Source organism: Massilia sp. UYP32 (assembly GCF_050434365.1).
Classification (GTDB): domain Bacteria; phylum Pseudomonadota; class Gammaproteobacteria; order Burkholderiales; family Burkholderiaceae_D; genus Telluria; species Telluria timonae.
In genome coordinates this window covers 39,642-53,002 of record NZ_JBNDIK010000027.1, presented here as the reverse complement: position 1 = coordinate 53,002, position 13,361 = coordinate 39,642, and the positions used below count along the sequence as shown (strand labels likewise).

Here is a 13,361-nt window from a genome sequence, read left to right as displayed (position 1 = left end):
CGTCGCTGCCGCCACGTGTGGAGACCTCATGACGGCCAGACTCAATTTCGGACAACTCTCGATCGCCGCCAGTGCGGCATTCCTGTTTAGCGCAATTCCCGCCCTCGCCGCCCCGCCGGGCAGCCCGGCCGAAGCCGTGAACGTCTTCATCGGCACCGGCGGCGACGGCCACACCTTCCCCGGCGCCAGCCGCCCCTTCGGCATGGTGCAGCTCAGCCCCGACACCCAGCACCGCCATTTCCGCCAGAGCTATCCCTGGGCCTCGGGCTACAACTACGCCGACAGCTCGATCCTCGGCTTCTCGCACACCCACTTCTCGGGCAGCGGCCACTCCGACCTGGGCGACGTGCTCCTGATGCCCTACAGCGGCGAGACCAAGCTGGAACCGGGCTATCCGGAGCGTCCGTTCTCGGGCTACCGTTCGCGCTTCTCGCACGACCAGGAAAAGGCCGAGCCGGGCTACTACGCGGTGCGCCTGAAGGACCATGAAGTCGACGTCGAGCTGACCGCCAGCGAGCGCGTGGGCCTGCACCGTTATAAATTCAAGGCCGGCGAGCCGGCCAAGGTGCTGCTCGACCTGCGCACCAGCATCTACAACTACGACGAGAAGAACCTGTGGGCGCGCCTGCGCGTGCGGAGCAGCACCACCATCACCGGCATGCGCGAGACGCGCGGCTGGGCGCCCGGCCGCCAGGTGCACTTCGCGATCCAGTTCTCGCGCCCGATCGACACCCGCCAACTCCTGAACCGCGAAGAATCGATCCCCTACCGCGGCTTCGCCCCGCCCGGCAAGACCCCGGCCGACAAGGCGCTGGTCGAAGGCAAGCAGCTGATGGCCGACTTCAACTTCGGCGTGCCGCAGGACGGCACGCTGCTGGTCAAGGTCGCCCTGTCGGCGGTGAGCGAAGACAATGCGATCGCCAACCTGGCCGAGATGCCGGGCTGGGACTTCGACCAGGAGCGCGAGCGCGCCGGCAAGGCCTGGAACGACGCGCTGGGCGCGGTGAAGGTCGAGGCCGAAGGCCCGATGCGCACCAAGTTCTACACCGCCCTGTACCACACCATGCTGGCGCCGTCGCTGTTCATGGACCTCGACGGCAGCTACCGCGGTCCGGACAACCAGGTGCACAAGGCGAAGAACTTCCGCTTCCACTCGACCTTCTCGCTGTGGGACACCTACCGCGCGCTGCACCCGCTGCTCACCATCGTCGCGCCCGAGCAGCGCAACGCCGACTTCGTGAACTCGCTGATCGCATCAACGCAGCACAGCCCCTACGGCATCCTGCCGGTATGGCAGTTCCACGGCCTGGAAACCTGGTGCATGATCGGCTACCACGCGGTGCCGGTGATCGCCGACGCCTACATGAAGGGCATCCGCGGCTTCGACGCCGACAAGGCCCTGGCGGCGATGACGGCCAGCGCCGAATACGGTCCCTACGGCGGCCTGGAACACTATATGAAGCTGGGCTACGTGCCGATCGACCTCGAGAAGGAAGCGGCGTCGAAGACCGTCGAATACGCCTTCGATGACTGGACCATCGCGCGCATGGCCGAGAAGATGGGCAAGAAGGACGTCGCGGCCCGCTACTACAAACGCGCCCAGAACTACCGCAACGTGTTCGACAGGGAGACCGGCTTCATCCGCGCCCGCAAGTCCACCGGCGAATTCCGCACCCCGTTCAATCCGGAGCAGTCGAACTTCGGCAGCGACTATACCGAGGGCAGCGCCTGGCAGTATTCCTGGTATATGCCGCACGATAACGCCGGCCTGATCTCCTTCCTGGGCGGCGACACCAAGCTGGTGAGCAAGATCGACCAGGTGTTCGACGCCAAGGTCGACGAGACCGTGTACGCCCACATGGAAGACATCTCGGGCCTGATCGGCCACTACGCCCACGGCAACGAGCCTTCGCACCACGTGGCCTACCTGTACAACTACGCCGGCGCGCCATGGCGCACCCAGGAACGCCTGGCCAACATCATGGCCACCCAGTACAGCGACAAGCCGGACGGCCTGTCGGGCAACGACGACCTGGGCCAGATGTCGGCCTGGTTCGCCTTCACCGCGCTCGGCTTCTACCCGGTGGCCCCGGCCAGCAACGAGTACGTGATCGGCCGTCCCTTCCTGGACAAGGCGACCCTGAACCTGCCGAACGGGAAGCGCTTCACGGTGCGCGCCGATAACCTGTCGACTGCCAACGGCTACATCGGCCGCGTGACCCTGAACGGCAAGCCCTTGATGCGCACCTTCATCCGCCACGAGGACATCATGGCCGGCGGCGAACTGGTGTTCACCATGCAGGCCACGCCGAACAAGGACTGGGGCAAGGAACAGAACGCCCGTCCCTACACGCAGACCAGGTATTGACGAAGGAAAGCGCGCCATGGCCGTCACGATCCGCGACATCGCCCGCGCCACGGGCTACTCGATCGGCACGGTCTCGCGCGCGCTGAAGAACCAGGACGGCCTGACCGACAAGACGCGCGAACGCATCTGCGCGGTGGCGCGCGAGATGGGCTACGACTTCGCCAAGCTCCGCGAGGGCGATGTGCGCCGTATCGCGTTTTTGCTGCACCGCCAGCACAACACGCAGTCGGCCAGCCCGTTCTACCTGCCGGTGCTGCACGGCGCCGAGGATGCCTGCCGCAAGCGCGGCATCGCGTTGTCGTTCGTGGTGGTGGGCCCGGCCGAGCCGGTGCTCGACCTGGTGCGCCTGCACCAGCCCGACGCCCTGCTGTGCGCCGGCTTCTTCGAGCCCGAACTGGTGGCGGCGCTGCGCGACACCGGCAAGCCCCTGGTGCTGCTCGACATGCGCCTGCCCGGCTACCGCTCGGTCAATCCCGACCATGCGCTGGGCGGCTACCTGGCAACGCGCCACCTGATCCGGCAGGGCCGGCGCCGCATCGCCATGCTCACCGGCCCGCTGGCCCACCACAGCATCCTGGAACGCTACCGCGGCTTTCGCAAGGCCTTGTTCGAGGCGCGCATGCTGGCCAATCCCGACCTCGAGGTCCAGCTGCCCAGCATCGGCAACAGCCTCGACAACGTGCGCCAGGCGGTCGACGCCCTGCTGGCGCGCGAGCCGCGGCCGGACGCGCTGTTCTGCTACAACGACAGCACGGCGCTGGCCGCCATGCGCCACTGCCTGGAGCGCGGCCTGAAGATCCCGCACGACATCGCGATCGTCGGCTTCGACGACATCAGCGCCGCCTCCAGCGCGATCCCGCCGCTGACCAGCATCGGGATCGACAAGGACTTGCTGGGACGGATGGGCGTCGATTCGCTGCTCGAGAGGGTGGACAGCGCCAGCCTGGAACAGACGCTCGCGGTCCAGCTGATGGTGCGCGAAAGCAGCAACGACGACTGACTTGCCGTTCCGGCTGGGGCAAAAAAACGACAGGCCATGGTGTCATCCGGCTGGTTGCTTAATAATAGACAACTTCTGACGATTGCTCCCGCCATGGCCACCCTGTCGCCCCACCTGCTCCCGCCACTGCGCACCGATGCCGGACTTTACCGCGAACTCGAGGTCCTCGAGCGCTTGCGCGACCATCTGCCGGCCGGCTTCGAGGTCTTCCACAGCGTAACGCTGCACACGCTCCATCATGGGCGCGACCGCTACGGCGAAATCGACATCGTGGTGCTGGCGCCGAACGGCAACCTGCTGCTGATGGAAGTGAAGGCCGGCGACGTCGTGCTGCGCGCAGGCGGCATCTACAAGCTGTACGGCAAGCGCGAATGCGATGTGGCGCGCCAGACCACGGTGCAGCGCGGCGCGATGCAGAACCGCCTGCAGCAGGCCGGCATCCATCCGGAACTCATCAGCTGCCTGGTGCTGCCCGACTATGCGCTGGGCGACGGCCAGGTCTCGGCGATCCCGCGCGAGCGCATCATCGACGCCCACGGCTATGACCGCATGATCGGTTCGGTGTGCGACTGGCTGGCGCCGACCCCGCGCGAGGTCGATCGCGAGGCGCTGCGCCGCCTGCTGCTCAACCAGTTCCAGGTGATGCCGGTGCTGGACGTGCTGCGCGACCAGCTGCAGGGCACGGTGCGCCGGCTGTCGGACGGACTGGCGACCTGGGTGCCGCGGGTCGAGGCGGCATCCGGGATCGTGCGGGTCCAGGCGACGGCCGGCTCCGGCAAGACCCAGCTGGCCCTGCAGCTGCTGGAGGATGCGCGCGCCGCGCGCCTGGACGCGCTCTACGTCTGCTACAACCGGAGCCTGGCCGACCACGTGCGCGTGCTGGCGCCGCCATCGAGCGAGGTCGTCAACTATCACGAGCTGTGCGTCGAGCATTACCGTCGCCATCACGGCGAGCCGGAGTTCTCGCCCGAGGGCTTCGAGCGCATGGCCCAGGCCTACCTGGACGACAGTGACGGCGTCGCGGCGCGCTTCGACCTGCTGGTCATCGACGAAGCCCAGGACTTCAGCGCCGAGTGGGTGGCCAGCCTGGGCGGCCAGCTGCGCAAGAACGGACGCCTGTACGTGCTGGAGGACGAGGCGCAGCGCCTGTACGGCAAGGAAGGCTTCGAGCTGGACGAGGCGGTCGTGATCCGCTGCAGCGACAACTTCCGCACCCCGCGCATCCTGTGCGACATGATCAATGCGCTCGACCTGGTGCGCCCGCCGGTGCGCAGCATGAATCCCTACGCCGGCGAGGTGCCGGGCATCCGCGGCTATGCCTGCGGCGAGGAGCTGCTGGCGGCGACCGAGGCGGCGGTCGCGGCGCTGCTGGCGCGCGGCTTTGCCCTGGACGATATCGCGGTCGTGTGCGGCCGCGGGCGCGGCAGCTCGCAATTGCTGAACCGGGCCACCATCGGCCCCTGGCTGACGCGCCGCTTCACCGGCGAGTACGGGCGCGACGGCGCGCAGCGCTGGAGCGAGGGCGAGCTGCTGGTCGAGTCGGTGTACCGCTACAAGGGCCAGAGCGCGCCCGCGGTGGTGGTGACCGAATTCGACCTCGACGCCCTCGACGACAAGGCGCGCCGCATGCTGTTCGTCGCCCTCACGCGGGCGCAGATGGCGGTCGAGCTGGTGCTGTCGCCCGAGGCCGAGCGCTGCCTGTATGCGGCGCTGCAGGAGGCGGCTGGCGATGAGCGGGCGCGCGTCACGCCCGCCGCGTCCGCGCCTCAGACATAAGCCTGCGCCATCCTCGCCGCAGTCTCCGCCATCTCCTGGCGCAGGCCGGCCGGCTCCTCGACCACCACGCCGTCGCCGAAGCCCAGCAGCCACCACACCAGCGAACGCGTATGCGGCACCGTGGCCGCGAGACGCAGGTGTCCATCGCCGTGCGCCGTGAGCTGCTGGTCTTCGCTGAGCGGCGTTTCATACAGGTGTTCGCCGGCCGCGCGTGTAAACACGGCGCGCAGGCGCAGCGGCTCGCCGGCGATCACGCCGAACTGGCCCGAGGCGATGTAGGCGTCGAGGTCGAATCCCATCTTCTTGCGCGCATCCTCGTAGCGCGCCTCGGCCGCCACGATGCGGTGCAGCGGGATAGTGCGCACGTCCTCGTAGTCTCCAAACATGCAGACCAGGTAGACGATGCCGCCGCGCTGGACGATCGCCAGCGGATGCACCGTCTCGTAGAGCGTGAGTTCGGTGGCGTCGCGCTTGCGGTAATGCAGCGTGAGCTGGCGATCTTCCATCAGCGCCAGGTAGACGGTGCGCTGACAGTCGGGGTCCAGGCGCGGCGCAATCAGCGGTTGCTGCGGCGGCACGCTGCGCACCTTGCGCAGCCACGCCTTGGACGGCGCCGGATCGTCGTCGGTCGACAAGGTGCGCGCGGCCGATGCGAAATACGGCTGCAGCGCTTCGGCGGTGCTGGGCGGCAGATGGTGGCGCAGATGCTGCTCGACCAGGGTCATGGTGAGCGCCTCGGGTACCGTCAGGCCGGGCAGGTCGAAGCGCTGGGCGCCGCGCAGCCAGCTCCACTTGAAGGGTTTCTCGGCGTCGTCGCACACCAGCGGGAACACTTCGGACAAGGCGTTCAGGTCGCGCTCGACGGTGCGCTTGGTGACCGGGAATTCGAGCGCATCCAGTCGCTTGCACAATTCGCCGGCCTCGATCGACAGCGGCGCGCGCGGCACCAGCTGCAGCATATGCCATTGGCGCAGGAGGGCTTGCTGGTTGCTCGCCATCAGAACTCCTCCGCCCAGCGCTGCCAGTATCCAGGCTCGTCGTGCTCCGCGTTTTCCATCGCCAGCTCGAGCGGCATGGCGTAGAAGCGCACGCCGGCATGGCGCATGCTGCCGTCGGGCAGTTCGAGATAGTCGCGCAGCACCCGGTAGGCCGGCAGATCCTCGTCCCACGGCAGGTCGAGGTAGACCTGGCCGCGCCAGGACGCCATCACCGACGGATTGGCCAGCGGGCCGCAGGGCCGCCACGGCACCCCGTTGGCGTCCAGCCAGGCCAGCACCTGGGCGCGCATCGGGTCTTGTTCGTGGTGGTAGGCGCGCCGTTCGGCGGCGGCTTGCGGATGGAATTCGAGGTAGAGCGCGGCGCGCCCCTTCTGGCGCGCGATGGCGTCGATGTGTTCGATCAGTGCAGGCATGGTGGCTTTCGCCGCGCCGACGTGGCGCGTTCAAGATGTGATATTAGCAAATAAATTACCGTCAGGAAATTAAAGACCGGCCGGGCAGACGCAGATTGGCATGCGCATGCGACAGCATGCGTCGCGCCATGTCCTCGGCCGGCTGCGACACATCCTGTCGCCGGGGTCTCCTATGCTGTGTTCCGTCTTTCACAGCCGACAAGGAATCAATGACCGACCTGCGCTGGTATCTCCCGCTCGAACGGTGCCGCAGCCTCGACGCCATCCGCCGCCAGTGGCATCCCCTCCTCGAGCGGGCCGCAAGCCTGCCCGGACAGGACCCGGTCCGCCACCACGATGCGCTGCTGGCCTTCATCGGCATGTCGGCCCTGCCCCCTCACCTGAAGCTGGCGGCGCTGCTGGCCTGCGTCGACAGCCGCGACTTCGACCTGCGCCTGGCCCTCGGCGCGCTCGACGACCAGGTGAGCGCCAGCCGCGCGCCGTGGCCCGGTTCGGTGCAGGATGCGGTGGCCGGCAACGGACCGGCGATGCAGGTGGCCAGCCGCCGCGACTGGCTCGGCGCCTTCGTGGTCGGCCGCCTGGCCGGCCTGCGCGACGCCCTGGCCCAGGACGGGACCGGGGTCGCGCCGTGGAAGGGCGCATTCCGCAAGCGCTACGCCGAGATGGCGCAGCGGCGCGGCCTGGCCGGCGCCGGCCTGCCGGCACGGCCCCTGGGCGCCGCGCCGCGGCTCACCCGCGTCAAGTAATGCGCGACACAAGCTGTCGCACCCCTGCCGCACAATGACGTCATCCCATCACCAGGAGAGCCAATTTGACCGTACGCCGCCGTCGCATCCGCCCCGTGCCCCAGGAACTCGCCCCGGCCGTCACCCTGTGGGTTTTGCGCATCATGATGCCGCTCGGCGGCCACCGCGACCTGGTCGGGTCGATGTGCTTTTCCAACGATCACGTGGCGCGCGCGCTGGGACTGGGCGACTGGATCGACGACGAGCGCGACTTCGATGCGGCGCTGGTGCGCGCGCGCCTGCGCGAACTGCACCGCGAGGCTGAACGCGACGCCGAGCGCAAGGTGCCCACGATCCTGCACGCCAACGTGGCGCGCCTGGCGGCCCTGGTCGGCATGTCCGGCGCCGAATGCCGCATCCTCGAATTCGCCACCATGCTGCACCACGAGCGCATCCTCGACGACGCCGCCGAGACGCTGGGCAACCTGTCGGCCGCGAAGATCGTCGACGTGCTGTCCACGCTGCTCGAGCTGCAGCCCGACGAGGTGCGCGCCGCGCTGGGCGCGGGCGGCGTGCTGGCGCGCTCGGGCCTGCTCACCGTCGACCGCGCCATCAACGGCTCGCTGCGCAGCAAGCTCGACCTGCTGTCGAACCGCTTCGCCGACTCGGTCGTCGGCCTCGACGCCGATCCGATCTCGCTGCTGCGCGACACGGTGGCGCCGAGCGCCCCGGCGCGCCTGACGCTGGACGACTTTCCCCACCTGGAACAGGAACTGGCCATCCTGCGCCCCTACCTGGCGCGCACGGTAGCGCGGGACGGCATCCACCAGGGCGTGAACGTATTCGTCTACGGCGCGCCCGGCACGGGAAAAAGCGAGCTGGCGCGCGCCCTGGCGGCGGAGCTGGGCTGCGAGCTGTTCGAAGTGGCCAGCGAAGACGAGGACGGCGACCCGGTCGGCGGCGAACGCCGGCTGCGCGCCTACCGCGCCGCCCAGAGCTTCTTCGACCGCCGCCGCGCGCTGCTGCTGTTCGACGAGGTCGAGGACGTGTTCGCCGACGACGGCATGTTCGGGCAGCGCAGCACCGCCCAGCGACGCAAGGCATGGATCAACCGCACGCTGGAACAGAACCAGGTGCCGACCCTGTGGCTGTCGAACTCGATCGCCGGCATCGACCCGGCCTTCCTGCGCCGCTTCGACGTGCTGGTCGAAGTGCAGGTGCCGCCGCGCGCCCAGCGCGAACGCATCCTGCAGGCCGCCTGCGGCGACCTGGTCGATCCCCCGACCCTGGCGCGCATGGCGCAGGTCGAGACCCTGGCCCCGGCCGTGGTCGACCGCGTGGCCTCGGTGGTGCGCACGATCCGCGACCAGTTCGACCAGCCAGGCGCCGCGCGCGCCGTCGCCTGGCTCGCCAACCGCTCGCTCGAGGCGCAAGGCCATGCGGGCCTGGATGCCGGCGCCGCCAGCCGGCTGCCGCCCGATTACGACCCGGCCATCCTGAATGCCGACACCGAGCTGGCGGCGCTGCTGCCGGGCCTGCAGCATGCGCGCTCGGGCCGCATCTGCCTGTACGGTCCGCCCGGCACCGGCAAGAGCGCCTTCGGACGCTGGCTGTCCGAACAGCTCGAGATGCCGCTGATGCTGCGCAGCGCCTCGGAACTGATGTCGAAATACGTCGGCGAGAGCGAAAAGGCGATCGCCCAGGCCTTCCGCCAGGCCGAGCGCGAAGGCGCGCTCCTGATGATCGACGAAGTCGACAGCTTCCTGCGCGACCGCGAAGGCGCGCGCGCCTCGTGGGAAGTCACGCGCGTGAACGAGATGCTGACCCGGATGGAAGCCTTCGGCGGCGTGTTCATCGCCTCGACCAATCTGATGGACGACATCGACCCGGCCGCGCTGCGCCGCTTCGACCTCAAGCTGCGCTTCGGCTACCTGCGCCCGGAACAGGCGCTCCTGATGCTGGAACGCCAGTGCGCCGCCCTCGGCCTGGCGCCGCCCGACGCATGCGACGCCGAACGCCTGCGCGGTCTGCCGCAGCTGACCCCGGGCGACTTCGCCGCCCTGGCGCGGCGCCACCGTTTCGCCCCCTTTGTTGTCTGCGCGCAACTGGTGACGGCGCTCGAGCAGGAATCCGCGGGGAAACGCGGCCGGCAGGCAGCGATCGGCTTCCTGGCCTAAACCTGCGATGCCATACTCACCATTCTCCAGGAGCGAACCGATGCGACGTTTTTCGAAATCCAGGCTGATGGCCTATCGCCAGTGCGAGCGCCGCCTGTGGCTCGAGCTGCACCGTCCCGAGCTGCGCGTGGACAATGCGGCGAGCATGGCGGCCTTCGCCGCCGGCCACCAGGTGGGCGACCTGGCGCGCCGCCTGTACGACCCGCACGGCACGGGCGCCCTGCTCGATCCGCACACCGAAGGCTTCGATGCGGCGCTGGCGCGCAGCCTGGCGCTGCTCGATTCAGGCCAGCCGATCTTCGAGGCCGGCTTCGTCGCCGGCGGCGCCATGGCCTTCGCCGACGTCCTGCTTCCCTTGCCTGGCCAGGGCCCGCGCCGCTGGCGCATGGTCGAGGTCAAGTCGTCGACCTCGGTCAAGGACTACCACCGCGACGACGCCGCGATCCAGGCGCGGATGGCGCTGGACGCCGGCGTGGCCCTGGAAGGCATCGCGCTGGCCCATATCGACAGCAGCTGGGTCTATCCGGGAGGCGGCGACTACCGCGGCCTGCTGGTCGAGGAAGACCTGACCCAGGAAGCCTTCGGCCGCGCGGACGAAGTCGCGGCCTGGGTGGCCGGGGCGCGCGCCGTGGCCGCCTCGGTCGACGAACCCGATATACAGCCCGGCAAGCATTGCGCGAGCCCCTACGATTGCGGCTTTACCGCCCATTGCGCCAGCGGCATGCCGCAGGCCGATTTCCCGGTCGCCTGGCTGCCGCAGCTGCGCAGCAAGGCGGCCAGGCAATGCGTGGACGATGGCGCGCTGGACATGCGCGATATCCCGGATGCACTGCTGAGCGACAAGCAGTTGCGCGTGAAGCAGCACACCATCTCGGGACAGGCCTATTTCGATGCCGCGGGCGCCGCCGCCGACCTGGCGCCGCATCCGCTGCCGGGGTATTTCCTCGACTTCGAGACCATCGCCTTCGCGGTGCCGGTCTGGCAAGGCACGCGGCCGTTCCAGATGATCCCCTTCCAGTTCAGCGTGCACCGGCTGGACAGCGAGGGCGGGATCGAACACGCCGCCTTCCTCGACCTCTCTGGCGACGATCCGTCGCACGCCTTCGCCGTCGCACTGATCGCGGCCTGCGGCGGGCACGGCCCCGTGTTCGTGTACAACGCCAGCTTCGAGAAGTCGCGCATCCAGGAACTGGCCGAGCGCTTCCCGCCACTGCACGATGCGCTGCTGGCGATCAATGCACGCGTGGTCGACCTGCTGCCGGTGGCGCGCGAGCGCTACTACCACCCGTCGCAAGAGGGCAGCTGGAGCATCAAGAAGGTGCTGCCGGCGGTCGCGCCCGACCTGCGCTACGACGACCTCGAGGGCGTGCAGGACGGCGGCGCCGCAATGCAGGCCTACCTGGAGGCGATCGCGGTCGGCACGGCGCCGGAGCGCAAGCGCGCGATCGAGACGCAGTTACTCGCTTACTGCGAACTCGATACCTTGGCCATGGTGCGGCTGTGGCGCTACTTCGCCGGAAAATAAACAACCACTTTCAAAAGGTACAAATGTCCACGATTCAGAATCTGTTGGTCGACAAGTCTTTCCTCGAACTCGACCGTCAGCTCAATGCCTTCAATATCTTCGACGTACTGAACGTGCGTGAGTACGAAATACGCCATACCCGCTTTCTGGCGCACATGCTCGACCCCTATGGAACACACGGATTGGGCAACGCCTTCCTGCGCAATTTCCTGTTGCAGCTCAGCGTGCAACTTGGCGCTGACGCGGGAGGAGGCCTGCTGCGTGAAGTTCACCAACTGGATCTCGACCTGGCCCGTGTCACTCCCGAAATTTCATTCAAAGGTGGAAGGGATGAGCTTTCGATAGAAACCACTGACGGAGCGGGGTCCAGCGCCGACAGCGGCCGCCTGGACATCGTTCTGCAGATCCCACGCCGTGGCGGCGGCGAGGTTGTCATCGCCATTGAAAACAAGGTCAATGCCAGGGAAGGGGATGGACAACTTCCTCGTTACAGGCGCTGGATGCATACGCGTTTTGGTGCAGGGAACTCGGTACTGGTGTTCTTGACCGTGAATGAAGAAGAGCCGCGCGAAGACTGGAACTGCGTCACTTACAGCAATGTCGTGTATCCAGCCCTGGAACTGACCGCGCAGTCCTGTGACACGCTGGGCCCTGGCCCGGCCATGCTCATCGACCACTACAAGTCGATCTTGCGCGACAAGGTCGAAGGGGATGCCGCAAATGCCGACGCCGACAGTCTCGCGCTGGAACTGGTCGACAACTACCCTGACGCCAAAAAATTCATCGATGCGACGTGCAGCCGGTGGGGTGGCCGGCTTGGCCTGGAGGCGGTGGATTCGAGCTGGGGACTTTATAATCGTTACAAGAACGCGTTTTCTTTCCTTGCGGGATACGATTCGGATGAGCGCGCGAAAGTCCTGCGCTGGTTCAAGAACAAGTGGCCAAACCAGGTTGCCGACGGCTCTGTTACACCCAGTATCTTCATTGACGACTCCGGACGCAGCATCATGCGCTTCCTGGCATGGCCCGCTGGTTCGGCACTAGCCGAACTGTCCCGGAAATATGCGGTAAAGACGAAAGAGAACAAGAAACACGCCTGGACATCCGGCAAGCACGCGGTGCTCTTCGAGCTGCGTTCCTATGTCACCGAGCGTCCGCAGTCCAGGGACACTGATGAGGCTGAGTACGGTTGGAACCTGTTTCTCGTCATCGGCCCTCTCGAAGGCATCGATCGCCATGCCTGGATCACGCGGCTGCGCAAGACGCTCAATGGCCATTTTTCGACCAGGGCCGGTGCCGGCATTCCCACTGTGCGCCATGCAGCCATCACGGCCACGTTTTTCTCATTGCTCAAGTGGGAGCTCAAGGGCCGGAACGTTGCAACGCTTGCCGAGGAACTGACCTCTCCCGCACTCCTGACGTGCATCGACGACGTGGCGCGCACGATCGAACGCACCTTGCTGGAGGAGGATGACGGCACCAACAAGGCTTGATGTGAGACGTCAGAAGTGATACTCGGCGCGGATCATCGGCGTGCTGGCGCGCTGTCCGCGCCCGCCCGTCGTGGCGCGGGTATTGCCGAACTTGTTGTTCCAGAACTGGTATTCGACGCCGACACGGAAGCGGTTCTTCTTCTGGCCGAAGTGGGCGCCGACGTCGTACATCAGCTGCATGTCGATATTGGTTTCGGCCCCGGTCGGGTTGCCGGTTTCGTCCAGCCCCTTCTCGGCGATGAAGTTGGCATAGCCCTCGAAGGCCCAGCGTTCGTTCAGCGGAATGCCCCAGCTGACGTTGAGCATCGGGTGGTTCTCGTACTTGTAGCGCCCGCGCACGTCGGAGATCGGGGCGAAGGCGCCGCTCGGCGCATTGCTTTCGCGGATCAGGAGGATGCTGGTGCTGAGGAAGCCCGGCACGTCCCACATCAGGGTCGGCCCGACCACCAGCATGCGCTTGCGCGAGTTGTAGCCGACGTCGCGCTTGGTGTTCAGGTCGAAGCCGGCGGTGAGCCCGACGCCCTTCACCTTCCCGAAGCGCAGCTCGCGCCCGCTCAGCGCGCCGATGTCGAGCGTGTGGCGATACAGCAGGTAGGCTTCCTCGGCGCCGGAACTGCCGCCGAGCGAGCGCGGATCGTTGCGGTCGGACTTGAGCCAATCCAGGTTGAAGTAGTTGCTGCCGTACTTGTAGCCGCTGGCGTGGGTCAGCGCCAGGACGTGCTTGTCGATGTGTTCCGGATTGAAGGGCTCGGCGAAGCGGCTGCCGTAGCGCCAGCTGATGGCGGTGTCGCTCCAGTCGAGCGCCTGTGCCGGACCGGCCGCGAACCCCGCGGCCAGCAGGCAGGCGCCGCAGCCGAGGGCGCGGGTGATGATGTTCATGATCTTG

The 13,361-nt window shown here is 67.4% G+C and carries 10 protein-coding genes; 7 read left to right on the top strand and 3 right to left on the bottom strand.

Translation table 11 applies throughout. The features are described 5' to 3' along the window. Nucleotides 1–28 precede the first annotated feature (28 nt). From ABIB42_RS20455 to ABIB42_RS20445, 3 genes are all read left to right on the top strand, one after another. Nucleotides 29–2,368 carry a GH92 family glycosyl hydrolase gene (locus ABIB42_RS20455; RefSeq protein ID WP_429248904.1) on the top strand — a complete coding sequence of 780 codons (2,340 nt, stop codon included), beginning with the start codon at nt 29–31 and terminating at the stop codon, nt 2,366–2,368. A gap of 16 nt (nt 2,369–2,384) precedes the next feature. After that, nucleotides 2,385–3,368 (top strand): LacI family DNA-binding transcriptional regulator, encoded by a 984-nt coding sequence (locus tag ABIB42_RS20450; protein WP_429248903.1) that lies wholly within the window; start codon nt 2,385–2,387, stop codon nt 3,366–3,368. Between the two features lie 93 nt (nt 3,369–3,461). Further along, complete coding sequence (locus ABIB42_RS20445; RefSeq protein WP_005663581.1) at nt 3,462–5,144, top strand: nuclease-related domain-containing DEAD/DEAH box helicase; 1,683 nt, start codon at nt 3,462–3,464, stop codon at nt 5,142–5,144. Here ABIB42_RS20445 and ABIB42_RS20440 read toward each other — a convergent pair. Both ABIB42_RS20440 and ABIB42_RS20435 read right to left on the bottom strand, forming a co-directional pair. Beyond that, on the bottom strand, nt 5,135–6,142 hold the full coding sequence (locus ABIB42_RS20440) for a helix-turn-helix transcriptional regulator (protein ID WP_005663582.1): 1,008 nt from the start codon (nt 6,140–6,142) through the stop codon (nt 5,135–5,137). The genes ABIB42_RS20445 and ABIB42_RS20440 overlap by 10 nt on opposite strands. Beyond that, nucleotides 6,142–6,555, bottom strand: coding sequence for a hypothetical protein (locus ABIB42_RS20435; RefSeq protein ID WP_005663584.1), 414 nt, complete (start codon nt 6,553–6,555; stop codon nt 6,142–6,144). The genes ABIB42_RS20440 and ABIB42_RS20435 overlap by 1 nt, the downstream gene beginning before the upstream one ends. 209 nt (nt 6,556–6,764) lie before the next feature. On the opposite strand from ABIB42_RS20435, the gene ABIB42_RS20430 reads away from it, so the two are divergent. From ABIB42_RS20430 to ABIB42_RS20415, 4 genes are all read left to right on the top strand, one after another. Then, entirely contained in the window at nt 6,765–7,301 is a 537-nt protein-coding gene (locus tag ABIB42_RS20430) for a hypothetical protein (protein ID WP_005663586.1), read from the top strand. A 65-nt stretch (nt 7,302–7,366) separates the two neighbouring features. Beyond that, nucleotides 7,367–9,457 (top strand): AAA family ATPase, encoded by a 2,091-nt coding sequence (locus tag ABIB42_RS20425; protein ID WP_005663587.1) that lies wholly within the window; start codon nt 7,367–7,369, stop codon nt 9,455–9,457. A 40-nt stretch (nt 9,458–9,497) separates the two neighbouring features. After that, complete coding sequence (locus ABIB42_RS20420) at nt 9,498–10,982, top strand: DUF2779 domain-containing protein (protein ID WP_005663588.1); 1,485 nt, start codon at nt 9,498–9,500, stop codon at nt 10,980–10,982. A gap of 23 nt (nt 10,983–11,005) precedes the next feature. Continuing rightward, entirely contained in the window at nt 11,006–12,475 is a 1,470-nt protein-coding gene (locus tag ABIB42_RS20415) for a PD-(D/E)XK nuclease family protein (RefSeq protein WP_005663590.1), read from the top strand. A gap of 9 nt (nt 12,476–12,484) precedes the next feature. Here ABIB42_RS20415 and ABIB42_RS20410 read toward each other — a convergent pair whose 3' ends face one another. Further along, nucleotides 12,485–13,354 (bottom strand): hypothetical protein, encoded by an 870-nt coding sequence (locus ABIB42_RS20410; RefSeq protein WP_005663592.1) that lies wholly within the window; start codon nt 13,352–13,354, stop codon nt 12,485–12,487. Nucleotides 13,355–13,361 lie beyond the last annotated feature (7 nt).